This window comes from Sandarakinorhabdus limnophila DSM 17366, assembly GCF_000420765.1.
In the GTDB taxonomy this organism is placed as follows: Bacteria; Pseudomonadota; Alphaproteobacteria; order Sphingomonadales; family Sphingomonadaceae; genus Sandarakinorhabdus; species Sandarakinorhabdus limnophila.
Window position 1 is genome coordinate 86,718 of record NZ_ATVO01000003.1, and the last position, 22,896, is coordinate 109,613.

Below are 22,896 nucleotides of genomic sequence, written 5' to 3' on the forward strand. Positions count from 1 at the left end.
CGATGTTCGGCACAGCCACAACAGGCACCAGCCACGATATTCAGGCCATTCCCGGCCTGTGGCGCGACGCACAGGGCGAGGCGGAGGCCTTGTCCAGTCGGGGAATGCACCATGCCGCCCTGCGATCCGCCATGCTGAAGGATCGCAAGATCGTGCTGATGGACCGGCTGGGCTGGGATCTGCAATCGCTCGATGGCCTGCACGAGCTGGACGAATATGATGACGGAAATACGCTCTATCTGATCGTTCATCAGCCCGAAACCGGCCGCCATTTGGGATCGGTTCGGCTGCTGCCCTCCACCGGCGCGCACCTGCTGGGCGACAAGTTCGCGCATCTGTGTGCCGATGGTGTCCCGGTGGGCCCCAATGTGTGGGAGATCACCCGTCTGGTCACTGCGCCCGGCCTGACACGCGCTGAAGCGCTGCAGGTGCGCAGACAATTGGCAATTGCCCTGCAAGAACATGCACTTGCAAACAGAATTCAATATTATATCATGGTTACACACCTGCAGTGGTTGCCGAGCCTGCTGTCCATCGGCTGGGATGCTGAACCACTGGGCCTGCCGCACGGTGAGGGCGTTAATGCCGTTGCCGCGCTGCGGATCCATATTGACGAGACCACCTTGCAGCGCCTGCGCGCGGCCTGGGCAATCGCCCGGCCGGTGCTGTCGCCGCCCCCGATCGGCCGGGAGAATGAACAGGCGTTTTGACCCTGCGTCTGTCGCTTTCCTGCCGAGGATGACCCGGCCTGCTGAATCCACCTGCAAACGGCCCTCCCCGTGCGCAGATTCTGGTGAAGGCCGGGGCATCCACCCCTTCAAGAACCACCGGCCATGATGCTGCCTGAGCTGCTTGCTCTTTGGCATGTCGCGCTGGCCGAAGCCTTGTTGCTGGTAGCGCTGCTGGTGGCCATCAACGGCCTGGATGATCTGGCCATCGATATGCTGTGGCTGATGATGCCGCGCCACAAGCGCCAGCCGCAACCGCTCCCGCCAGCACCGCCGCCAGCGCGCTTTGCCATCCTGATCCCGGCCTGGGATGAATCGGCGGTGATCGGTGCCATGCTGCAGCGCCTGCTGGCCCACGCTGGACTGGCCGGATTATGCCGTGTTCGTTGGCCTTTATCCCAATGATCCCAAAGGTCAGGCGGCGGTGTCGGCGTTCAACGACTCGCGCCTGTACGTGGCAGTTGGTGCGACACCCGGCCCCACCACCAAGGCCGATTGCCTGAACAGCCTGTGGCGGGCGGCGCTGGCAGAGGAGGCGGCCAGCGGCCGGCCCTTCGCTGCCATCGTGCTGCACGATGCCGAAGATCTGGTGCACGCCTGCGAACTGGCGGTGTTTGCCGCCCATTTGCCGGAATATGCCATGGTGCAATTGCCGGTGCTGCCGCTGCCCGATGCTAGCAGCCCGTTGATTTCCGGTAATTATATCGATGAATTTGCAGAAGCACATGCCAAGGATCTGCTGGTGCGGCAGTGGCTGGACGCGGCGGTGCCGGCGGCCGGCGTAGGGGTTGCCATCGATCGGGCCATGTTGGGCCGCATTGCCGATGCCCGCGACGGCGCCCCCTTTGATGCCGCCAGCCTGACCGAGGATTATGAACTGGGCCAGCATGTCCACGCACTGGGTGGGCGCTGTCGTCTGGTGTGGGTGATCGCCGATGGCCAACCGGTGGCGACACGCGAGCATTTCCCGGCCACATTCGAAGCAGCGGTTCGGCAGAAGTCGCGCTGGCTCACCGGCATCGCGCTGGCCGGCTGGGATCGGATCGGGTGGCGCGGCGGGCTGGTCAACCGCTGGATGCTGCTGCGCGATCGCAAAGCGCCGTTGATGGCGCTGCTGACGCTGGCTGCCTATGGCATTGCCTTGCTGCTCGGCATCGATAGCCTGCCGCGGCTGGCGTTGCCAGCGGCGGCGCGGATGCCGCCAGTGGCGGGCGACGTCACGCGGGCGCTGCTATGGCTGAACTGGACACTGCTGTGCTGGCGGCTGCTGGTGCGGGCGCTGTTCACCTTGCGCGTGCATGATCTGAGCCAAGCGATATTGACGCCGCCACGCGCGCTTGTCGGCAATTTTATCAACGCCATGGCGGCACTGCGCGCACTGTCGCGCTATGCCCAGGCGGTGCGAACAGGCCGGCGCCTCGTGTGGGACAAGACGATCCACCGTTTCCCCGGCTTTTCTCCATGAAGGCTGCGGGCCTGACTGGCCGGAGCTGCGGGCCTTCACCGGGCTGGGGCTGCTGCTGGCACTGTGGATCGGCATGCGGCTGCCGGCGATGCAGCACGATCTGCAGGCGCTGGCACGGCTGGCGATGGTGGCGCGGGCCAATGTCGCTGCCGATCCACAGGGCGTGCGCGGTGAGACCGCACAACTGGCGCTTGGGCTGCGGCAGACGCTGCTGCCTGGCGTGTCACTTTCAGTCGAGCGCCTGATTCCGCTGGGTGCGGCAACGCAAGGCGCTTTCACGGCTCGCTTGGCCGCTGGTGTCCGCTGGCAACGGCTGGAAGCCTATAGCGAGGCCGGCGTGATCGACACGGGTCAGGTCTATGCCGGCGGCCAGGCTCGCGCCCGTGTCGTGCGGTTTGGCCCGGCAACGCTGAACGCCGCCACGTGGGCCAGCGTGCAGACGGGCAGTACCGATGTCTGGCGGGTGGATGTTGGACCCTCGCACAGCGTCAAGGTGAAGGGCATCCGCATCGAAGCCGATTGGCGGCAACGCGTGGGCGGCAATGCCGCGCCGGGCAGTGGGCCGGTGCTGACCGTATCCGCGGGCTTTTAGTTCGTTGTGCCGGCCCGGTCGAAGATCGCCTGCAGTTCGGCGAACGTCCGCCGCTGCTGCAGGGCCAGCATCAGCAGGATGCGCGCCTTGGCCGGTGTCAGTTCGCGGCCGCCGATCGTCGGCACCCGGTCATCATCATCCGACTTCGCTGCTGGCGTTGGTTCCGAACGCCGGATGTCGCCGTGGCCTTGGCGCGGCGTGGTGACCATCGGAATGTTTTTATCCGCCAGCGCTCGCAGCGCCTTGCGGGCTCCGCTGGAAACGCCGCCGGCGCCAACCCCGGCCACGATCACGCCATCGGCATTGCGCACGATGTCGCGCACTTCGTCTTCGGTCTGGCCGGCATAGGCATAAACCACTGCAATGCGCGGCAGCTTGGCTTCGCCCAGGGCCAGCATTTCGGGCTGCGGCTGCGGCGGCCCAAAATAGCGCGGTGCCAGGCCAAGCACATGCCCAATCGGGCCGCGGCTGGGGGCGGTGAACGCCTCGACGCGGTTCACGTCAAATTTGGTGACAGAACGCGGATCGAAGATCGTGTCGTTCAACACCACCATCACGCCGCGCCCGCTGGAAGCGGGTGAGGTCACCACCCGGATCGCATCCAGCATGTTTTGTGGCCCGTCGGCGGAAACGGCGGTGCTGGGCCGCATCGCGCCGACCACCACCACCGGCTTGGTCGGCGGCAGGATCAGGCTGAGCAGAAAGGCGGTTTCCTCCAGCGTGTCGGTGCCATGCGTGACAACCACGCCAGCCACATCAGGATCAGCAAACGCCTCCAGCGCGCGGGCATGGAGCTTGCGCCAGATGGTTTCGTCCATGTCACTGCTCGGCACGTTGGCGATCTGTTCGCCGGTCACCCGGGCAATCTTGTCGACCCCCGGCAGTGCGGCAATCAGATCGTCAACCGATACGGCGCCTGAACGATAGCTGGTGCCCGCCGCATTGCCCTTGCCGGCAATGGTGCCGCCGGTGGCCAATATGCGCACCTGGCTTGTTGCAGTAGGTTCAACGGGCTGCGCATGCAGCGTTGTGCCGGCCAGCAGCATGGCAGCGGCCAGAACCCGTGTGGATTTGTGCAAAGCCTGTCCTTCACCCATTGTCGTTGGCGCCCGGGTTGGCGCCCGGGGTGGCGATGGTCCGCCGTTCGGCGAGTTTCCGCAGCAGCGCCCGAGTGCGCAACTGGCCGAGCAGTTCGTTGATCACCGAAATGCCTTGTTCGGCCATGTCCAAGGCCTTGGCCTCGCCAACATGGCCGGCGGTGTGCTCCAGAAAGTGGCGGACTTCCTGGGCGGTCAGCCAGTCGATCAGGACGTTGTAGAGGCGCATCTGGCCGTCATCAAAACCCAGTTCCGGTGTGAAACCGATATCGTCGAGCCGCTGCACGGTGCGCAATATGGCTGCATCCCGGGCGGTGACAGTGCCGTCTTCGGCCAGCGGGATCATCAGATCATCGAGATGTTCGCGGCTGTGCGGCGGTAGGCCAAGATCGTCAAAAACCACCCGCGCCGGCCCGCCGCCTTCAAGCCGCTGGGCGAGCAGGGCATCCAGCGTGGGAAACACTTCGGGCAGCAGCCAGCGGTCGCCATCGTCGGCCTCCAGCAGGGTGCGGATCACAGCCAGCGGCAGGAAGCGTTCTTCCTGCAGGCGCTTGATCGCCTTCAGCCGCGCGACATGCACATCGGTGTAACGCGCGCTGTTCGGGCTGGTCTTGTCCGGTTCCGGCAACAGGCCTTCGCGGATGTAGAATCGGATGGTTTCCCGGCCGACGCCACTGGCCTTTTCAAGATCGCGCATTCTCATCCCTGAGCGCCTTAGCGCAACTGAGGCGGTCATGCTAATGGGCTGATTGCCGATGGAATCCTTTGCCCGCCTGCTCGATGCGCTGCTCTACACGCGCAGTCGCACCGCCAAGTTGCGGTTAATCGCGGATTATCTGGTGGCCACGCCTGATCCCGATCGCGGCTGGGCCCTGGCGGCCCTCACCGGCACGATTGATCTGAAGGCGGTGCAGCCCAGTCTGCTAAAGGCGCTGATGGCCGAACGGGTGGATGCGACCCTGTTTGCGCTGTCCCATGATTTCGTGGGTGACATGGCGGAGACGATTTCGTTGCTGTGGCCTGATCCGCCGGGGGAAAAGCCACCGTCACCCGCGCTCGACGAAGTGGTCGTCCAGCTTTCCGGCCTGTCGCGTGGTCAAGCACCGGCGGCGGTCGCGGCGCTGCTCGATCGGCTGGACGTGCAGGGCCGCTATGGGCTGATCAAGCTGGCGACCGGTGCGCTGCGTGTTGGCGTATCGGCACGGCTGGCGAAGACAGGATTGGCACAGGGTTTTGGCCTGGATGTGGAGGCGGTTGAGGAAGTCTGGCACAGCCTGACACCGCCGTTCACACCGCTGTTCGCATGGGCCACCGGCGCCACGCCGCCGCCCACTGCCGGCGACGTGCCGGTGTTCCGACCGTTCATGCTGGCCAGCCCACTGGAAGACGGGGTGACGCTCGATTTGCCTGATCATGCCGCCGAATGGAAATGGGATGGCATTCGAGTCCAGATCGTCCACGCCGGCGGCCAGACCCGCCTGTTCAGCCGCACTGGCGACGATATTTCGGCCAGCTTCCCCGATGTGGCGCAGGCCTTGCACGCGCCGCTGGCGCTGGATGGAGAACTGCTGGTGCGGGGGGAAGGGCAGGCAGATAGCGTGGCCGCCTCGGGCAGCTTCAATGCCTTGCAACAACGCCTTGGCCGCAAGGCGCCGACGGCGAAGCTGATGGCCGAGCGCCCGGCCTTCATCCGCGCCTATGATCTGCTTTCCCATGCTGGCGAGGACCTGCGCGCCCTGCCGTGGACGGCGCGTCGCGCCCGGCTGGAGTCAGTGCTGCCCGGCCTTGATCCGGTCCGTTTCGAACTGTCGCCGCTGGTGGAGGCCGGCACCTGGGCCGATCTGGCCACCCTGCGCGATGCCGCCCGTGATGCCGCCATTGAGGGCCTGATGCTGAAACGCCGCGACGCACCCTATGTGGCGGGCCGCAAAGCCGGCCAGTGGTTCAAGTGGAAGCGCAGCGCGCTCACTGCCGATTGCGTGCTGATGTATGCCCAGCGCGGCCACGGCAAACGGTCGAGCCTCTACAGCGATTTCACTTTCGGGTGTTGGACGCCGGATGGCCAGTTGCTTCCGGTCGGCAAGGCCTATAGCGGCTTCACCGATGCCGAACTGGCGCTGCTCGACAAGTTCGTGCGCGGGCACACGATGCAGAAATTCGGCCCGGTGCGGGAAGTGGAGAAATCGCTGGTGCTGGAAGTGGCGTTCGACTCCATCCACGCTTCCAGCCGCCACAAATCCGGCCTAGCCATGCGTTTCCCGCGCATTTCGCGCATCCGCACCGACAAGCCGGCGATCGAGGCCGATACGATCGCGGCGCTGTTGAAGCTCGCCACCTGAGCGCCTAGGGTTCACCCATGCTCATCGCCTCCTTCAACATCAACGGCACCAACGCCCGCCTGCCACGCCTGCTGGAATGGCTGGAGGAGGCCAAGCCCGACATCGCCTGCCTGCAGGAAATCAAGATGATGACGGAGAATTTCCCCGTCGAGACGCTGCGCGAGGCGGGCTACCACTGCCTTGTCCACGGCCAGAAGGGCTTCAACGGCGTCGCCATCCTCAGCCGCGAACCCGCCACAGAAGTACAGCGCGGCCTGCCTGGTGATGAGACGGACGAACAATCCCGCTATCTCGAAGCCGATGTGATGGGCGTGCGGGTGGCGAGCATCTACCTTCCAAACGGCAACCCGCAGCCTGGCCCCAAGTTCGATTACAAGCTGGCCTGGATGGAGCGGCTGCGCGTCCACGCTGCCCGGCTGCTGGAATCCGGCCTGCCCGTGGTGCTGGCCGGCGATTACAACGTCATCCCCAATGATGACGACATCTGGGATGCCACGGCGATGCGGGACGACGCTTTGCGCCAGCCGGAATCGGTGGCCGCCTACCGGCAGCTGCTGTGGCAGGGCTGGACCGATGCCGTGCGCCAGCTCCATCCGGTTGGGGGTATCTGGAGCTTCTGGGATTATCAGGCCGGGGCCTGGCAACGCGACCACGGTTTCCGCATCGATCACCTCCTGCTGTCACCGGCGGCAGCCGATCGCTTGGCAGATGCCGGCGTGATGAAAGCCGTGCGGGGCCAGGAAAAGGCCAGCGATCACGCGCCGGCCTTTTGCGTGCTGCGTTAACGCGGCTCGACCTGCGGCTGCGCCGGTTCCTTCAGCGTCTTGTCCAACCAATTGTCGTCCAGCCGCGGCGGCTCGTCGCCTGGAGGGGCTTCGCCGTCCATTGGCGGGGTTTCGTCTATGATGATGCCATAGCTTTGCGCGTCGGGCTCCGGTCCCAGCGTATCATCGGCAAATTCTGTCACCAGCGCCTCGGGCGGGGTGCCGCCCACGGCACGCGCCATGAACTGGGCAAAGGCGCGGGCTGGCGCGCGGCCACCGGCGAGGCCGCGCACCGCCTTGGCATCATCGCGGCCCATCCACACGCCGGTGGTGATGCCGCTGGAAAAACCAATGAACCAGCCATCCTTGTTGCTGCTGGTCGTGCCGGTCTTGCCTGCCAAGGGCCGGCCGATCTGGGCGGCGCGGGCAGTGCCTTCTTCGACGGCGGCCTGCATCAGTTGTGTCATTTGCGCGGCCACAACGGGGGCGACGACCTGGCGGGTTTCGCCTTCGTTGCGGTTGTACAGCACGCGGCCCGATCCGGTGGTGATGCGGGTGATGGCAAAAGGCGTGTTTTCCAGGCCATTGTTGGCCACCGTCGCATAGGCGTTGGTCATTTCGAACAAGGTGACTTCCGATGAACCCAGCGCCATCGCCGGTTGCCGGCTGATCTGCGTGGTGATGCCGAAGCGGCGGGCCATTTCCGCCACCGTGTCAAAGCCCACCTGTTCGGCCAGCTGCACCGCCACCGTGTTGATTGATCCGGCAAAGGCCTGGCGCACGTTCACCGGGCCGATGAACTGGCCATTGTCATTCTTCGGGCTCCAGGTACCGATGCTCACCGGCTTGTCTTCGTAGATATCCTCGGGCGTCACACCGCTTTCCAGCGCGGCGGCATAAACGAAGAACTTGAACGCCGAACCGGGCTGGCGCCGCGCCACGATCGCCCGATTATAGTTGGAGCGCACATAATCGGTGCCGCCCACCATCGCCTTCACGCCGCCATCGCGCGCCAGCGCCACCAGTGCCCCTTGCGCGCCCTTGGGCGCTTCGGCGCGGATCGCGGCTTCGGCATCGCGCTGCATCTGGCTGTTGAGCGTGGTTTCCACCAGCAACGGCTCATTGGCTTCGTCAGTCAGATTCTCCAGCTCGGTCAGCACCCAACCGGTGAAGTACCGCACGCCGGCCAGGCGGGCCTGCGGTGCAAACTGCACCAGCCTTGGATCAGCGGCGGTGGCTTCTTCGGGGGTGATGCCGCCCTGTTCCACCATCACCGCGATCACCGTGGCAGCGCGCTTGCGGGCGGCTTCGGCATCGGCAGATGGCGAAAAGCGCGATGGCGCCTTCACCAGCCCGGCGATGATGGCGGCTTCTTCCAGGGAAAGCCGGCGGGCGCTGTGGCCATAAAATTTGCGGGAAGCGGCATCCACGCCATAGGCGCCGCCGCCGAAATAGACGCGGTTCAGATAGAGTTCGAGAATATCTTCCTTGGCAAACTTGCGCTCGATGGCCAGCGCCAGCACCACTTCGCGCAGCTTGCGCGTGTAATCCTTGGACGCAGTGAGGAACAGGTTGCGCGCCAGCTGCTGGGTGACGGTGGAAGCGCCTTGCGCCTTGTTGCCGCGCGCCGTGTTCACCACGAACGAGCGCACGATGCCGATCGGATCGATGCCGGGATGATACCAGAAGCGCCGGTCTTCCACCGCGATCATGGCGTTCTTCATCGTCGCCGGAATCTCGGGATAGCTCAGCCATGCGCCATAGCTGGGGCCAAAGCTGGCCAGCACCGTGCCATCATCGCCGCGGATTTCCACCGGCTGGCCATTGGGACTGCGCTTCATGTCGTCGAAGGAGGGCAGGTCGCGATAAGCCAGCGCAACCGCCACCGCCACCGCGATGAACAGCGCGAGCCCGGCCACCAGCCCCCATTTCAGGAGGCTGGTATACCAGCGGGATTGTTTCGGGCGCGGAGCGGGACGACGTTGGGGCACTTGGGTGTATTATCCAGAAAATACGGCAGCTATTGGGCAGAGCAGGCGGGACAGGCCGGATCTTTCGGCAAACTCAGGGTGCGGAAACGCCCAGCCATCGCGTCGAACAGGGTGATGCGACCGGCGCTGGACGGCGAGAAGCCGGACAATTCGCGGATTGCCTCCATCGCCATCAGGCTGCCGATCACCCCGGTGAGCGCGCCCAGCACGCCCACGGCAGCGCAGTTGCGGTCGGGCTGATCCTCGGGTGAGCCCACGAAGCAGCGGTAGCAGGGCAAGGCCGGATCATGGCCCTTGAATACGGCGACCTGGCCATCGAACGGCCCGACTGCGCCCGAAACCAGCGGCACGCCGGCGGCCAGCGCGCTATCTGCCACCAGCACCCGCGTCGTGAAACTGTCGCAGCCATCGATAATCAGATCATGTCCGGCCAGCAGCGCATCAACATTGTCGGCATCGAGCCGCAGCGGCACCGCCACGGTTTCGACATGCGGGTTGAGCGCATGCAGGTGGCTGGCGGCGCGCTCGGCTTTCATCTCGCCGGCATCGGCGGTTTCGAACAGCACCTGGCGTTGCAGGTTGGACAGCGCGACCGCGTCATCATCGATGATGGTCAGCCGGCCCACGCCCGCCGCCGCGAGATACAGCAGGCACGGGCTGCCCAGCCCGCCGGCGCCGACAACGGCGACCCGCGCCCGTGCCAGCGACGCCTGTCCGCGCCCGCCAAATTCCGGAAGCACCAAGTGACGGGCGTAGCGTTCAAGCTCGTCGTCGGAAAAGTTCACCCATGCACTCCCGTGGAGCCGAAGCCGCCAGCGCCGCGCTGCGTGTCGTCCAGCGTTTCGACCACGGCCAGCGTGGCCCGGGTGACGGCGGCCGGCACCAATTGGCAGATCCGCATGCCGCGCTCGATGGCGAAGGGCTCCTGGCCCAAATTGATCAGCAGCGCCTTCACCTCGCCGCGATAATCGCTGTCGATGGTGCCGGGGCTGTTGGGCACGGTGATGCCGTTTTTCAGTGCCAGGCCGGACCGCGGTCGCACCTGCACTTCATAGCCATCGGGGATGGCCATGCAGAATCCCAGCGGCACCGGGAACCGCTCGCCGGGTGCAAGCACGATGGTTTCAGTGACGGCGGCGACCGCGTCCATGCCGGCGGCGCCGGGGGTGGCATAGGCGGGTAGGGGCAGGCCTTCGCCATGGGGCAGGATGGTGAGCGGTATCGAGATCATGGGTGTCCTGCGAAATGCGCGGCGATGCGCTGGGCCAAGCTGGTGGCCACGGCCTGCTTGGCCTGTGCGCCCCAGTCTTCGGCACCGGTGGCGGTCAACAGATGAACATGGTTTGAATCGCTGCCGAACACGCCATCCGTAACATCGTTGGCCACGATCCAGTCCGCGCCCTTGCGATTCCGCTTGGCGGCAGCGTGGGGGATGAGATCATGGGTTTCAGCGGCAAAGCCCACCACCAGCGCCGGGCGCTGGGCATGGTGGCCGATGCCGGCAAGGATGTCAGGGTTTTCGGTCAGCACCAGCGGCGCAGGGGCGCTGCTGTCCTTCTTCAGTTTCTGCGGCGCGGTCTCGGCCCGCCAATCGGCCACGGCCGCCACCATCACCGCGATATCGGCGGGCAGGGCGGCTTCGCAGGCAGCCGCCATGTCCCGCGCGGTCATCACGTCCACCCGGGTGACGCCGGCGGGGGTGGGCAGATGCACGGGCCCGGCCACCAGCGTGACGCGCGCACCCAGATGGGCCAGAGCGGCAGCAATCGCGAAACCCTGCTTGCCCGACGAATGATTGCCGATGAAGCGCACCGGGTCGATCGGTTCATGCGTCGGTCCGGCGGTGACCAGCGCGTGGCGGCCCAGCAATGGCTTGGAACCGAACTGAGCCGCAATTGCCGCCATGATCTTGGGCAATTCGGGCAACCGGCCGGGACCAAATTCACCGCAGGCCATCGCCCCATCGTCGGGCTGCACCACCGTAATGCCGTCGCTGCGCAGAGTGGCGATGTTACGCTGGGTGGCCGCATGCAGCCACATGCGTACGTTCATCGCTGGCACCATCAGCACCGGCTTGTCGGTCGCCAGCAGCAATGTGGTGGCCATATCATCGGCCATGCCCGCCGCCGCGCGCGCCAGCAGGCTGGCGGTGGCCGGGCACACCACCACCAGATCGGCCGCGCGGGAAAGCTGGATATGGCCCATCGCCGCCTCATCCTCCAGATCCCACAGGCTGGTGCGCACCTTCTCGCCGGCCAGCGCCGACAGCGAAAGTGGGGTGACGAAACGCGCGCCGTTCTCGGTCAGCACCGGCAGCACGCGGGCCCCGGCGCGCCCCAGTTCGCGCACCAGTTCCAGCGCCTTGAAGGCGGCGATGCCGCCGCCCACGATCAAAAGGATGGTCTTGCCCTGCACGAAGGCCGGCATAGCCCAGTGTTGCCAGCGATGCCAGCGGTGCGGCAACCCGCATTGCAGTCGGGCGATTCGACGATTAGCGTCAGTCAACTGAGAATTTTCAGACCGGGGGAAACAGACATGGCCGAAGATTGGGCGTTAGACGTGCGCAAATACGCGCCGGATGCCGATGACGATATCATCGCGGGCTTGGTTCGCTATTGCGGGATCGCGCTGCGCAATCGGGATTCCGCGCTGGTTTCCTTTTCGGACAAGACCGAGACCGACCGGGTGAAGGCCAATTTCCTCAAGAAGAAGCTCGCTCTCACCGACAGTGACGACGTTCTGGACGCCGCCATTGCCAAGGTGGGCGAGCAGATGAAGACCGATCGCACCAAGAATCGCGTCACCGTCTATTATCTGCTGGCCGACGCCTTTGGTCGGTTGGAAAATTTCCGCCCCAAGACGAAGGCCAAGACCAAGGCCGCGGCGCCGGTGGCTGAACCCGAAGTCGTGGCCGCCAAGGCCAAAACCGCTGCTAAGCCCAAGGCGGCCAAGGCCAAAGCCGCGCCGGCTGCGGCCGCTCCGGAACCGGTGATGGCGCCGCCGCCTCCGCCACCTCCGCCGCCCCCACCGCCGCCGCCCGCGCCGGAACCGGTTATGGCAGCTGCGAAGCCTGCTGCTCTGGCGGCGCCTGCCAAGCTGGTGAAGACTCCGGGCCTGTTCTGGCCGCTCACCGCCGCGCTGGTGGCATTTGGCGGCGTAGCGGCACTGATCATTGCTGGCAGCAAGTAATCAGGCGAGCCGCTTGGTATAGAAAGTGGTGGGCGCCATTTCGCCGTCCGGCATCAAGGCATAGGCCGGGATGTCGCCCACCTTTTCCCAGCCAGCCCGTTCATAAAGCCGCGCCGCAGCCGAACCGCTGATTGTGTCGAGTACCAGCGTTGTGCGTCCCTGCGCTATCGCCAGCGCTTCCACCCCCGTCAGCAACATTGCGCCCACCCTGCGGCCGCGCGCTCGCTTTGCCACCATCATTTTGGCGATATCGGCGCGGTGCGGCTGGTTGGGCATGGCGGCGGGCACCAGGCTCACCGTGCCGGCAACGCCACCGTGATCCAGTGCTACCAATATCTGCACCTCGCCCTCCGCCGCAGCCGCCATCCGGCCCTGCCACCAGGCCAGTGAGTCAGCCTGTGAAAAGCCGGCCATGAATCCGATGGAAGCGCCGCCGACCACCGCCTCCACCATCATGGCGGCGAGGTCAGGCAACAGGGCGGCATCAGTGTCCGGATCGAGCGTTCGAATGATCATGCTCGCTACGATGCCAAAGCGTTGCGCGCCGATCCAGTGGCCGGTTGACGGCCCAATTCGCGGCCGCCACTGTGCCTGCTGGGGAGAAGTTGATGCTGTCAGGTCCGTTGCGCTGGGCGATCATCCTGATCGGGGCCGCCATTGCGCTCAACTACATCGATCGCGGTGCGGTGAGCGTGGCGGCGCCGTTGATAAAGGACGAATTCGGCCTCACCAACGAGCGTTACGGCGTCATCGTTTCCAGCTTCTACTGGACCTATGTTCCCGCTTTGGCGCTCGCCGGCTGGCTCGCCGACCGGATGAGCGTGCGGCTGCTGATGGCAATGGGCGCTGCCACCTGGGCGCTGGCCACCATCGGCATGGGCTTTGTCGGCACCGGCCTGGCCGGCGGCGTCACCGGCTTGCTGCTGCTGCGGCTTCTCATGGGTCTGGGCGAAGGCGTGGCCTTCCCCTGCGGATCGAAACTCATCGCGCGAGTGCCGGAAGGCGCACGTGGGCTGGCGAATATCTCGCTGTCCGGCGGCCTCGCGCTGGGGCCGCTGATTGGCACGCTGGCCGGCGGCGCCATGATGCAATTGTGGGGCTGGCGCGAGATGTTCATCGTCTTCGGCCTCGCCACCCTGGTGTGGCTGGTGCCGTGGTGGCTGGCCCGCCGCGGCATCGAGGAAGGCGAGGGGCGTCATGCAGAAACGCCTGAGAACGCCGCCCCGCTCGCCGCCGTGCTGCGCCAGCCGACCTTCTGGGCCATCACCCTGCTGCATCTGGCCGGCACCTTCGCGCTCTATTTCATCGTTGGCTGGCTGCCGCTGTGGCTGGTCAAGGCGCGCGGCTATTCGATCATCGATATGAGCCTGCTCACCTCGGTCTTCTACATCGCGCAGATCGCCGGCGGCACGCTGGGCGCCTGGGCGATTGACCGGGCAATCCGCAATGGCGGCGATGGCTCCAAGTGGCGGCGGCGGATGCTGTTCTGCTCTGTGGCGGCCTGCGTGACCGGCCTGCTGCTGCTGCCCGATATCCAGGGCTGGCTGCCGCTGATCAGCCTTATCGCCATCACCGGCTTCGGCTATGGCCCGGTGCCCAATCTGTTGTTCGTCATCGGCCAGACCATGGCTGGTCCGGCGTCGGCCGGGCGCTGGGTGGGCGTGCAGACAAGTTTGGGAAATCTGTCGGGGGTGATCGGCCCAGTGATGACCGGTATCATCGTCGATGCCGCCGGCTATCGCCCCGCCTTCATCGTCACCGCTGCCATCGTTGGCACCGGCACGCTGATTTTCGGCCTTGTGGTGCGGCGGATCGAGCCGGTGCGCTGGGCACCGGCTTGATACGTCACTCGGTCGGCGTCGGCTTGTCCTTGCCGCGCGCCTTGCGGTGCTCATCCAGGTCGAGCACGGCCGGCTCGTCTTCGGTCAGCAGGCCAAGGCGGCGTGCGACTTCCTGATAGGCTTCCACTTCGCCGCCCAGATCGCGGCGGAAACGGTCCTTGTCCATCTTGTCGCCGGTCTTCATGTCCCACAGGCGGCAGCCATCCGGGCTGATCTCGTCTGCCAGGATGACACGGGAAAATTCGCCATCGAACAGCCGGCCGAACTCCAGCTTGAAATCCACGAGGCGGATGCCGACGGCGGCGAACATGCCGGCCATGAAGTCATTCACGCGGATCGCCATGTCGGCGATGTCGTGCATCTCGTCCTGGCTGGCCCAGCCGAAGGCGGCGATATGCTCATCGCTCACCAGCGGATCGCCGAGCGAATCATCCTTGTAATAATATTCAATGATGGTGCGCGGCAGTTGGGTGCCTTCCTCGATGCCAAACCGCTTGGCGATGCTGCCGGCAGCCACGTTGCGCACCACCACCTCGATCGGAATGATCTCCACCTGGCGCACCAGTTGCTCGCGCATGTTGAGGCGGCGGATGAAGTGGGTGGGGATGCCGATCATGCCGAGCAGAGTGAACACATGTTCGGAAATGCGGTTGTTCAGTACGCCCTTGCCGCTGATCGTGCCCTTCTTTTGGGCATTGAAGGCGGTGGCGTCATCCTTGAAATACTGGATGATGGTGCCGGGTTCCGGACCTTCATACAGGATCTTGGCCTTGCCTTCATAAATCTGGCGGCGGCGGGTCATGGCAAACCTTTCGAAGGCGGCGCGGCCAGCCCGGTGCAGGGCAGGTCGCGGCTTAAATTCAACAACGCCGGGGCAGGCTAACACGGCCCTTCAGCGCGGGCGAGTGGCCATAGCGGCAAAGAAGACGAGATACAATCATTGATCAGGCGGCCGTGCTTACCTATTTGGGGTAGGATACCCGCCTGGGAGCAGCATGATATGACCACGTTCGACGATCGCCAGAAAGCCTTTGAAACCAAGTTCGCCCACGACGAGGAAATGCGTTTTCGCATTCTTGCCCGCCGCGGCAAGCTCATCGGGCTGTGGGCGGCGGAAAAGCTGGGCAAGGATGGCCAGGCCGCCGACGATTATGCCAAGTCGGTGCTGCTGTCGGATCTGGAAATCCCCGGTGATGACGACATCATCGCAAAGTTGCACGGCGATCTGGCCGGACTGGGCGTGGGCGTGAACGACATCAAGGCGATGCTGGCCGAAAAACTTGCCCAGGCCGAAGCCCAGATCAGCGGAGCCGCCTGATGCCGATGGCTGCAGCCGACATCGAAGCGGCGATTCTGGCGGCGCTGCCCGGCGCAACGGTGGAGATCACCGATCTGGCCGGCGATGGCGATCATTATGCCGCGGTGGTGACGGCGCCGCAGTTCACAGGCCTCTCAAGGGTTGCACAGCAGCGGCTGGTGTATAATGCTCTTGGCGGTCGCATGGGGGGTGCGCTCCATGCTCTGAAATTGACCACGGTCGCGGCGTGAACAGCCCGGCCAAGAAGGATTCCTCCCGATGACCAACCCAGTCCACGAACGCATTGCCGATCTGGTGAACAGCAACGATGTCGTGCTGTTCATGAAGGGCACGCCCTTCTTCCCGCAGTGCGGCTTTTCCTCCACTGCCATTGCCATCCTTGAACGGCTGAACGTCGCCTTCGAAGGCGTTGATGTGCTTGCCGATCAGGAAATCCGCCAGGGCATCAAGGAATATAGCGACTGGCCGACGATCCCGCAGCTCTACATCAAGGGCGAATTCGTTGGCGGCAGCGATATCATGATGGAAATGTTCCAGGCCGGCGAATTGCATACCCTGGTGGCCGAAGCCGGCGTCAAACCGGCGGCCTGATCCGGCCGGAATACCGTGGCGGGAAGGAGGCCGACAATGCAACGTCTGTCGGCCGCCGCCCTGTGGGACACGATGTCCACCGCCGTACGGGCAGATCTGCCGCGGCTGTTTTTCCTGGTGGCGCCATTCGCGTTGCTGCCGGCTGTAGCTGTTGAACTGTTCGGCCCGCCGGCACCCACCAGCCTTGACGCAATCAGCAATCAGCAACTGCTGTGGCGACTGGCGGTGCCCAGCCTGATCGCCGCGTTCGGTCAGCTTGCTGCCACCTATCTGGTGCTGCGCGGCAATGCCACGCCCCGTGAAGCGCTGGCCGCGGCGCTGGCGGCGTTTCCAGCCTATGCGCTGGCGCAAATCTCCGGCTCATTGCCGGTCGGGCTGGGCCTGTTGCTGCTGCTGGTGCCCGGCTTGTGGTTGTTCGCCCGGCTGCTGTTTCTTTCGGGCGCTGTAGTGCTGGCCGAAGGCGGCACGCCCTTTGCGCTGCTGCGCCGCAGCTGGGCCTTGAGCGAGGGGCAGGGCCTGCAATTGACCCTGTTCCTGGTGTTGGGCCTGTTCGGTGTGATCGGCATCGGCATCCTGGCCGAAGGCGCTGGCGCCGCACTGGACGTGGTGGCGCGTACCGGCGGGCTGGCGTCGGTGGGGCGCTTCCTGCACGCGCTGGTGCCCGCTATCGGCAATTGTCTGGTCACCATCGGTGTCGGTGGAGCCAGTGCAGCCGCCTATCGCCAACTGGCCGCACCGCTGCGCTAGGTCTCGGCGCGCAGCAGAGGCACCTCCGGCGCCGTTTCGGGCGGGTACAGCCCGCTGGCGCGTGGATCCGCATAGATCTCGACCAGCCGCTCATAAGGGCGGAAACCGTGGCGCTGGTAAAAGGTCAGTGCGCCCGGATGATCGAGATCGCAGGTGTGCACCCAGACGCGGCGGATTCCCTCCCGCCATGCCCGTTTCAGTGCGTGGCCCATCAGCCAGGCCCCGTGGCCGCGCCCGGTCAACTCCGGGACCAGGCCGAAATAGGCCAGCTCGCATTCGCGGTCGCCGCTGAAATCCAGTTCCAGCAGGCCCTGCGGGGTGCCGTCGCGCCGTGTGGCGACATGCACCTCCAGCGTCGGCGCGTTCAACGTCGCGGTCAGCGTTTCGTCATCCATTACCAGCCGCCCGCGCCACAGCCAGGGCTGACCGATGGCGCGGAACAGGGCGCGATATCGGTCCAGGTCCACGGGCGCCGTCCAGCGCTCCAGCTTCAACGCTGATTTCACCGGCACAACCGGCGCCGGCGGCGCAGTCATTTCGAGGCAAGTGACGATGGTGGCAATCTGACCGGCTGGTACCGCGATTACCCGCGATGCCACCATGCTGCCGCCACCTTGCCGCTCGCTCATTCCCAGATCGCGAGCGGCGGCAGGCTCATCAGGATGGCATCGGTGTTGCCGCCGGTTTTCAGGCCGAAGGTGGTGCCGCGATCATAGACGAGATTGAACTCGGCATAGAGGCCGCGGTACTTCAGTTGCTCGATACGCTGCGCTTCGCTGAAATCCTGATGCATCTTGGCGCGCACCAGCTTGGGATAGGTTTCCAGGAAGCAGCGGCCCACGTCTTGTGTGTAGGCAAAGTCTGCCGCCCAGTCGCCGCTGTTCAGGTGATCATAGAAGATGCCGCCCACGCCGCGATGGCGGTTGCGATGGGGCACCCAGAAATACTCCTCCGCCCACTTCGAATGTGCCGGATAATAATCCGGGCTGTGCCGATCGCATGTCGCCTTCACGGCGGCATGGAAGGCGGCGGTTTCAGCCGCATCGGGCAGGGCAGGGTTCAGATCGACCCCGCCGCCAAACCAGCGCTTCGTCGTGACCAGCATGCGCGTATTCATGTGCACTGCCGGAACCAGCGGGTTGGCCGGGTGGATCACCAGGCTGAGCCCGGTGGCAAAGAAGCGCGGATCTTCGGCGGCGCCGTTGATCTGCTTGGCGAAATCCGGGTTGAACTCGCCATAAACGGTGGAAATGTTGACCCCGGCCTTTTCGAACAGCCGGCCCTTCATGATGCCCATCTCGCCGCCGCCACCGTCGCCGCCGCTGTGGTCGCTCCGGTCCCACACGCGCTTTTCAAAGCGGCCCGCGTCACCGGGAAGGGTGGATTCATCCTCCAGCTGTTCCAGCATCGCCCAGATGCTGTCGCGAAGGGAACGGAACCAGGCCTGCGCGGCCTTCTGCTGGTCATCAAGCTCGATCATGGCCAAGCTTTAGACAGGCTTCTCGCGACGCGAAACCCCCTACAGTGGCCAGCGCTCGGCCACGGACCTTACCGGATTGTCATAACCGCGCCAATTTGTCCGGGGGGTGTGCGGCTTTTCTCCGTTGCGTTGCGGCATCGCCTTGTCTATCCGGGCACGTCATGCGGGCAGGCTGAAGGCTTGCCGGTCATGCATCAGATTCCGGAAGGGGCAAGATGGCTAGCGAAGTGCGGCAGGCGACTGCCGAAGATCTCGGTCCCGGTGGCGAACGTCGCCGTGATTTTCTCTATGTGGCGACGGCGGCCTTTGCCGGCGCCGGCGTCGTGCCGGTGGCCTGGAGCCTCGTCAACCAGATGAACCCGTCCGCGGACGTGTTGGCGCTGGCGTCGATCGATCTCGATCTGTCGGCAGTGCAGCCCGGCCAGGCCATCAAGGCCAGCTGGCGCGGCAAGCCGATCTTTGCCCGGCACCTGACGCCGGCAGAGATCGCTGATGCCAAGAAGGTGGACGTTTCCACTCTGCGTGACCCGCAGAAGCTGGAAGACCGCACCAAGCCAGGCAGCGAGCAATGGCTGATCACGCTGGGTGTTTGCACCCACCTCGGCTGCGTGCCGCTGGGCGCAGCCGAAGGTGAAGCCAAGGGCGATTTCGGCGGGTATTTCTGCCCCTGCCACGGCTCGCACTATGATGCGGCCGCGCGCATCCGCAAGGGCCCGGCACCCAAGAACCTGGAAGTGCCGCCCTACGCCTTCAAGTCGCCCACCGCTGTGACCATCGGCTGAGGAGCAAGAGCATGAGCTTTCCCTGGGCAAAACAATATCAGCCGACGAGCGAAGTCGGCAAATGGATGGACGAGCGCCTGCCGCTCGCCCGTTTCGTTCATGGCGCTTTGGGTCCGGGTTATCCGACGCCGAAGAACCTGAACGCTTTCTACAATTTCGGCGTGCTCGCTGGTGTGGCGCTGGTGATCCAGATCATCACTGGCGTGGTGCTGGCCATGCACTTTGCCGCCGACACGCGCGTCGCCTTTGATTCGGTCGAGCACATCATGCGCGACGTCAACGGCGGCTGGATGATCCGCTACATGCACGCGGTCGGCGCCAGCTTCTTCTTCGGTGTCGTCTATATCCACATCTTCCGCGGCCTCTATTACGGTTCGTACAAGCCGCCGCGTGAAGTGCTGTGGATGCTCGGCCTCGTCATCTTCCTGCTGATGATGGCCACCGCATTCATGGGGTATGTGCTGGTATGGGGCCAGATGAGCTTCTGGGGCGCACAGGTCATCACTGGTCTGTTCTCGGCCTTCCCGGTCGTGGGCACCTACATCCAGACCCTGCTGCTCGGCGGCTTCTCGCCGGACAACGCCACGCTCAACCGTTTCTTCTCGCTGCACTATCTGCTGCCGTTCGTGACGTTCGGGGTCATCATCCTGCACGTCTGGGCGCTGCACATCCCGGGTTCGAACAACCCGACCGGTGTGGACGTGAAGTCGGAGGCGGATACCGTGCCGTTCCATCCCTATTATACGGCCAAGGATTTCGTCGGTCTCGGGATCTACTTGATCCTCTTCGCGGCCTTCGTGTTCTTCATGCCGAACAGCCTGGGTGAGCCCGACAACTATATCCCGGCCAACCCGCTCTCGACGCCTGCCCACATCGTGCCGGAATGGTATTTCTGGCCCTTCTACGCCATCCTGCGTGCCTTCACGACCGACTTCCTGGGCGTGCCGGCCAAGCTGTGGGGCGTGCTCGCGATGTTCGCTTCGATCCTGCTGCTGTTCCTGCTGCCCTGGCTGGACACGTCGCCGGTGCGCTCGAACAACTATCGTCCGCTCAGCCGCCTGCTGTTTTGGGTGTTCGTGGTGGTGGCTGTGGTGCTGGGCGTGTGCGGCGGCAAGCCGGCGGAAGAACCCTGGGTGCGCTTGTCCCAGGTCCTCACCGCCTATTATTTCGCCCATTTCCTGATCATTCTGCCGATCGTCTCCAAGCTGGAGAAGACCAAGCCGCTGCCGGGGTCCATTTCGGAAGCTGTGCTGGCCAAATACGGCAGCAAGTCAGGTGGCGGTGGCGCTGCGCCCCTCGCGCAGCCGGCCGAATAAGGAGCCATATACATGATCCGTCTCGGCGCACTTGCCGTTGGCCTGTTGTTTGTCGTGAACGTCCTGTGGGGAGCTATCGCTCCCCGCGAGGCGACCTCGCCCGACATGACCAAGGAACTCCACAAGCATCCCAAGCACATGGAATGGGCCCATAATGGCCCGGGCAATCTGGGCGTGTTCGGCACGTTTGATCGTGCCCAGCTGCAACGCGGCTTCCAGGTGTACAAGGAAGTCTGCGCGGCCTGCCACTCGATCAACCGTGTCGCCTTCCGCGATCTGGCTGACCTGGGTTACAGCGAAGCCCAGATCAAGACGATCTCTGCCGAATATGAAGTGGCCGCGATCGACTCGAACGGTGAGCCGACGACCCGCAAGGCAACCGGTGCCGACAAATTCCCGTTGGTCTATGCCAACGAAGCGGCTGCCCGCGCAGCGCAGAACGGCGCCAATCCGCCCGATCTGTCGCTGATGACCAAGGCCCGCCCGGATGGCACCAACTATGTCTATTCGCTCCTCACCGGCTATTCCGATGACGTGCCGAAGGGTTGGACCAAGCCGGACTCGCTGTATTACAATCCTTATTTCCACAGCGTCAACATCGCCATGCCGCCGCCGCTCGCGGCTGACGGCCAGGTGACCTATTCCGATGGGTCGCCCGCGACCACCGATCAATATGCGAAGGACGTGAGTGCCTTCCTGACCTGGACGGCGGAACCCAAGCTGGAAAACCGTAAGGAAACCGGCATGGCGATGATCCTGTTCCTGATCATCATGACCGGGCTGGGCTATCTGTCGTACCGCAAGGTGTGGGCCGACATCAAAAAGGCCTGATTTGGCAGAACGCGTGTTGCAGGGAGGCGGTCATCCGGCAGGATGGCCGCCTTCCGCCGTTTGGGGAGCTGCGTTTGATGATGGACCACAGTGCAAACGATGATCTGAAGGCGCTGGTGCGCACGATTCCCGATTATCCCAAGCCCGGTATCATGTTCCGCGATATCACCACGCTGCTACTGGATGGGCCGGGATTTGCCGCCAGCATCGCCCGCATGGCCGCAAGCCTGACCACGCCGCCCGATCTGATCGCCGGGATCGAGGCGCGCGGCTTCATCTTCGGGGCGGCCCTGGCCCGTGAACTTGGGGTGGGGCTGGTCCTTCTGCGCAAGCAGAACAAGCTTCCCGGCCGGGTGACCGGCGTGAATTATGCGCTGGAATATGGCCAGGATCGCATCGAGATGCACGATGATGCCGTGCCGGCCGGCAGTCGTGTCTGCCTGGTTGATGATCTGATTGCCACCGGCGGCACTGCCCTTGCCGGGGCGCAACTGCTGCGCGGCGGCGGTGCCGTGGTGACACAGGCGGCCTTTGCCATCGATCTGCCCGATCTGGGCGGCGCCCAGCGGCTGCGCGAGGCCGGCATCACCCCCAACAGTCTGATGGCGTTTTCTGGCCACTGATCCGGCTTATGCTTGTCCCGGCGAATCGTGCGGGGTGAGGGCAGATGGGCCGCGAACGGAATGGGCTGCTGGATCTGGGTGGGACCGATGCGGTGTTGCGCGCCGTCCTCAGCGCCTGCCTCGGCCAGTATCGCCGCAACGAGGCGCAATTGCTGGCCGCGCTGGACGGCGAAACCCTGCACCAGGCGCGGGCGAGCCTGCGCCGGCTGCGATCGGCACTGCGACTGTTCCAGCCACTCACGAGCCCACAGCTGGCGCTGGAGGCGGGGCTGCGCGACCTGTCGGGCGCATTGGGTGCTGCACGCGATCTGGATGTGCTGCTGGCGCGGACCTAGCCGGGCCCGCTGCACGACAAGCTCTCAGCCGCGCGTGATGAAGCCTTCGCCCACGCGCTGGCTGCACTGCACGCCGCCTCCACCCGGGCCATGCTGCTCGACCTGTCGGAATGGATTGTGCTGCACCCACCACTGCCGGCGGACGATGCACGCGATCACGCCGCCCGCCAGCTTGATTGCTACCGGCGCAAGGTGATGAAGGCTGGGCAGGCGTTGGTGGATGGCGATGACGCAGCCCGCCACCGGCTGCGCAAGTGCGTGAAGCGGCTGCGCCATGCCGTCGAACTGTTCGGCAGCCTGTTTCCGGCATCCGGCCGGCGAGCGCGCTTCATGGCGGCGCTGTTGCCCCTGCAGGATGCATTGGGTGCCTTGAACGATCTGGTGGTGGCGCAGGCAGTGCTGGCCCGCATCGGCAGCAGCCGTGTGCGCGGGGCCGCGGCGCTGATCGGCCAAACCCAACGCCCGGCGCTGCTGGCCACGGCCGTGAAGGCCCATGAACAGGTGATGACAGCGCCGCGGTTCTGGCGCTGAAGCGGCTGGTTAGCGGATGCGCTGCTTGCGGGCGGCGTAGCGGGCGTCGCGGGCGGCCTTCTGGGCGGCTTCGCGGGAAATGGCTTCCAGGCGCTGCTGTTCGGCCTGCTTCTCGCGCTGGGCTTCCTTGACCTTCTTTTCCTCGGCCATCTGGCGGGCGCGTTCGGCGCGGGCGACCTTGGCTTCGGCTTCCTTCTGGGCGCGCTTTTCGGCGCGCGCACGGGCCGCGGCAATGGCTTCATCGCTTGGCGCAGCGGCTTTGAATTTTTCCAGCTTGGCCAGCTTGGCTTCAGCGGCGGTCTTGGCGCGGTCTTTGTGATCGGGGAGTTTGAACAT

The 22,896-nt window shown here is 64.9% G+C and carries 27 protein-coding genes and 1 pseudogene; 17 read left to right on the forward strand and 11 right to left on the reverse strand.

Features of this window, described 5'->3' with window-relative positions; translation table 11 throughout:
• The first annotated feature begins 2 nt into the window (after positions 1–2).
• The 4 genes from G566_RS12995 (at position 3) to G566_RS0100490 (ending at position 2,785) form a co-directional block, all read left to right on the forward strand.
• A complete protein-coding gene (locus G566_RS12995; RefSeq protein ID WP_022678718.1) occupies positions 3–710 on the forward strand; it encodes an acyl-homoserine-lactone synthase in 708 nt (235 codons plus the stop codon).
• 123 nt (positions 711–833) lie between these two features.
• The gene (locus tag G566_RS15715; RefSeq protein ID WP_243442380.1) at positions 834–1,133 is read left to right on the forward strand and encodes a hypothetical protein; all 300 of its coding nucleotides are present in this window, start codon (positions 834–836) and stop codon (positions 1,131–1,133) included.
• Positions 1,108–2,193: a glycosyltransferase family 2 protein gene (locus G566_RS13000; protein ID WP_243442381.1), complete on the forward strand. Its 1,086-nt coding sequence runs from the start codon at positions 1,108–1,110 to the stop codon at positions 2,191–2,193. The genes G566_RS15715 and G566_RS13000 overlap by 26 nt, the downstream gene beginning before the upstream one ends.
• A gap of 88 nt (positions 2,194–2,281) precedes the next feature.
• Positions 2,282–2,785, forward strand: a complete 504-nt coding sequence (locus G566_RS0100490) for a hypothetical protein (RefSeq protein ID WP_156874373.1) — start codon at positions 2,282–2,284, stop codon at positions 2,783–2,785.
• Here G566_RS0100490 and G566_RS0100495 read toward each other — a convergent pair.
• On the reverse strand, positions 2,782–3,882 hold the full coding sequence (locus G566_RS0100495; RefSeq protein ID WP_084706704.1) for an asparaginase: 1,101 nt from the start codon (positions 3,880–3,882) through the stop codon (positions 2,782–2,784). The two genes, G566_RS0100490 and G566_RS0100495, sit on opposite strands and share 4 nt — an antisense overlap.
• Positions 3,875–4,579, reverse strand: a complete 705-nt coding sequence (locus G566_RS14540) for a MerR family transcriptional regulator (RefSeq protein WP_022678721.1) — start codon at positions 4,577–4,579, stop codon at positions 3,875–3,877. The genes G566_RS0100495 and G566_RS14540 overlap by 8 nt, the downstream gene beginning before the upstream one ends.
• A gap of 58 nt (positions 4,580–4,637) precedes the next feature.
• On the opposite strand from G566_RS14540, the gene G566_RS0100505 reads away from it, so the two are divergent.
• Both G566_RS0100505 and xth read left to right on the forward strand, forming a co-directional pair.
• Positions 4,638–6,221 (forward strand): cisplatin damage response ATP-dependent DNA ligase, encoded by a 1,584-nt coding sequence (locus tag G566_RS0100505; RefSeq protein WP_022678722.1) that lies wholly within the window; start codon positions 4,638–4,640, stop codon positions 6,219–6,221.
• A gap of 17 nt (positions 6,222–6,238) precedes the next feature.
• Entirely contained in the window at positions 6,239–7,006 is a 768-nt protein-coding gene (xth, locus tag G566_RS0100510; protein ID WP_022678723.1) for an exodeoxyribonuclease III, read from the forward strand.
• Here xth and G566_RS0100515 read toward each other — a convergent pair.
• From G566_RS0100515 to coaBC, 4 genes are read right to left on the reverse strand one after another with little or no spacing between them, the layout of a single operon-like run.
• The gene (locus G566_RS0100515; RefSeq protein ID WP_243442382.1) at positions 7,003–8,976 is read right to left on the reverse strand and encodes a transglycosylase domain-containing protein; all 1,974 of its coding nucleotides are present in this window, start codon (positions 8,974–8,976) and stop codon (positions 7,003–7,005) included. The two genes, xth and G566_RS0100515, sit on opposite strands and share 4 nt — an antisense overlap.
• Positions 8,977–9,005: 29 nt before the next feature.
• Complete coding sequence (locus tag G566_RS0100520) at positions 9,006–9,761, reverse strand: HesA/MoeB/ThiF family protein (protein WP_022678725.1); 756 nt, start codon at positions 9,759–9,761, stop codon at positions 9,006–9,008.
• On the reverse strand, positions 9,758–10,207 hold the full coding sequence (gene dut / locus G566_RS0100525; RefSeq protein ID WP_022678726.1) for a dUTP diphosphatase: 450 nt from the start codon (positions 10,205–10,207) through the stop codon (positions 9,758–9,760). Before dut ends, G566_RS0100520 begins: the two co-directional genes overlap by 4 nt.
• Positions 10,204–11,403 (reverse strand): bifunctional phosphopantothenoylcysteine decarboxylase/phosphopantothenate--cysteine ligase CoaBC, encoded by a 1,200-nt coding sequence (gene coaBC, locus G566_RS0100530; protein ID WP_022678727.1) that lies wholly within the window; start codon positions 11,401–11,403, stop codon positions 10,204–10,206. The genes dut and coaBC overlap by 4 nt, the downstream gene beginning before the upstream one ends.
• 108 nt (positions 11,404–11,511) lie before the next feature.
• On the opposite strand from coaBC, the gene G566_RS15635 reads away from it, so the two are divergent.
• The gene (locus G566_RS15635) at positions 11,512–12,165 is read left to right on the forward strand and encodes a DUF2853 family protein (RefSeq protein WP_022678728.1); all 654 of its coding nucleotides are present in this window, start codon (positions 11,512–11,514) and stop codon (positions 12,163–12,165) included.
• On the opposite strand, the gene G566_RS0100540 is transcribed toward G566_RS15635, so the two are convergent.
• Positions 12,166–12,681 carry a GNAT family N-acetyltransferase gene (locus G566_RS0100540; RefSeq protein ID WP_022678729.1) on the reverse strand — a complete coding sequence of 172 codons (516 nt, stop codon included), beginning with the start codon at positions 12,679–12,681 and terminating at the stop codon, positions 12,166–12,168.
• Positions 12,682–12,773: 92 nt separating this feature from the next.
• Here G566_RS0100540 and G566_RS0100545 point away from each other — a divergent pair, with 92 nt between their 5' ends.
• The gene (locus G566_RS0100545; RefSeq protein WP_022678730.1) at positions 12,774–14,006 is read left to right on the forward strand and encodes an MFS transporter; all 1,233 of its coding nucleotides are present in this window, start codon (positions 12,774–12,776) and stop codon (positions 14,004–14,006) included.
• Positions 14,007–14,010: 4 nt separating this feature from the next.
• Here G566_RS0100545 and purC read toward each other — a convergent pair whose 3' ends face one another.
• A complete protein-coding gene (gene purC, locus G566_RS0100550) occupies positions 14,011–14,808 on the reverse strand; it encodes a phosphoribosylaminoimidazolesuccinocarboxamide synthase (protein ID WP_022678731.1) in 798 nt (265 codons plus the stop codon).
• 198 nt (positions 14,809–15,006) lie between these two features.
• Between purC and G566_RS0100555 the strand changes: the two genes are divergently transcribed.
• Genes G566_RS0100555 through G566_RS0100570 form a run of 4 tightly spaced genes read left to right on the forward strand, consistent with a single transcriptional unit; the run spans position 15,007 to position 16,662 of the window.
• Entirely contained in the window at positions 15,007–15,324 is a 318-nt protein-coding gene (locus G566_RS0100555; RefSeq protein WP_022678732.1) for a DUF1476 domain-containing protein, read from the forward strand.
• Complete coding sequence (locus tag G566_RS0100560; RefSeq protein WP_022678733.1) at positions 15,324–15,554, forward strand: BolA/IbaG family iron-sulfur metabolism protein; 231 nt, start codon at positions 15,324–15,326, stop codon at positions 15,552–15,554. The genes G566_RS0100555 and G566_RS0100560 overlap by 1 nt, the downstream gene beginning before the upstream one ends.
• Before the next feature lie 28 nt (positions 15,555–15,582).
• The gene (gene grxD / locus G566_RS0100565) at positions 15,583–15,915 is read left to right on the forward strand and encodes a Grx4 family monothiol glutaredoxin (RefSeq protein WP_022678734.1); all 333 of its coding nucleotides are present in this window, start codon (positions 15,583–15,585) and stop codon (positions 15,913–15,915) included.
• A gap of 36 nt (positions 15,916–15,951) precedes the next feature.
• Positions 15,952–16,662, forward strand: coding sequence for a hypothetical protein (locus tag G566_RS0100570; RefSeq protein WP_156874374.1), 711 nt, complete (start codon positions 15,952–15,954; stop codon positions 16,660–16,662).
• On the opposite strand, the gene G566_RS0100575 is transcribed toward G566_RS0100570, so the two are convergent.
• Complete coding sequence (locus tag G566_RS0100575; RefSeq protein ID WP_022678736.1) at positions 16,659–17,291, reverse strand: GNAT family N-acetyltransferase; 633 nt, start codon at positions 17,289–17,291, stop codon at positions 16,659–16,661. The genes G566_RS0100570 and G566_RS0100575 overlap by 4 nt on opposite strands.
• A complete protein-coding gene (gene hemF / locus G566_RS0100580; RefSeq protein WP_022678737.1) occupies positions 17,288–18,142 on the reverse strand; it encodes an oxygen-dependent coproporphyrinogen oxidase in 855 nt (284 codons plus the stop codon). Before hemF ends, G566_RS0100575 begins: the two co-directional genes overlap by 4 nt.
• 215 nt (positions 18,143–18,357) lie before the next feature.
• On the opposite strand from hemF, the gene petA reads away from it, so the two are divergent.
• The 5 genes and pseudogenes from petA to G566_RS15720 all read left to right on the forward strand — a co-directional run bounded on the left by petA (position 18,358) and on the right by G566_RS15720 (position 22,560).
• Positions 18,358–18,924 (forward strand): ubiquinol-cytochrome c reductase iron-sulfur subunit, encoded by a 567-nt coding sequence (gene petA / locus G566_RS0100585; protein WP_022678738.1) that lies wholly within the window; start codon positions 18,358–18,360, stop codon positions 18,922–18,924.
• Between the two features lie 11 nt (positions 18,925–18,935).
• Positions 18,936–20,240 carry a cytochrome b gene (locus G566_RS0100590; RefSeq protein ID WP_022678739.1) on the forward strand — a complete coding sequence of 435 codons (1,305 nt, stop codon included), beginning with the start codon at positions 18,936–18,938 and terminating at the stop codon, positions 20,238–20,240.
• 12 nt (positions 20,241–20,252) lie between these two features.
• Complete coding sequence (locus G566_RS0100595; protein WP_029131074.1) at positions 20,253–21,071, forward strand: cytochrome c1; 819 nt, start codon at positions 20,253–20,255, stop codon at positions 21,069–21,071.
• Positions 21,072–21,151: 80 nt separating this feature from the next.
• On the forward strand, positions 21,152–21,694 hold the full coding sequence (locus G566_RS0100600; protein ID WP_029131075.1) for an adenine phosphoribosyltransferase: 543 nt from the start codon (positions 21,152–21,154) through the stop codon (positions 21,692–21,694).
• A gap of 44 nt (positions 21,695–21,738) precedes the next feature.
• Positions 21,739–22,560: pseudogene (locus G566_RS15720) on the forward strand (CHAD domain-containing protein).
• 9 nt (positions 22,561–22,569) lie between these two features.
• On the opposite strand, the gene G566_RS0100615 reads toward G566_RS15720, so the two are convergent.
• Positions 22,570–22,896 carry a DUF6481 family protein gene (locus G566_RS0100615; RefSeq protein ID WP_022678744.1) on the reverse strand — a complete coding sequence of 109 codons (327 nt, stop codon included), beginning with the start codon at positions 22,894–22,896 and terminating at the stop codon, positions 22,570–22,572.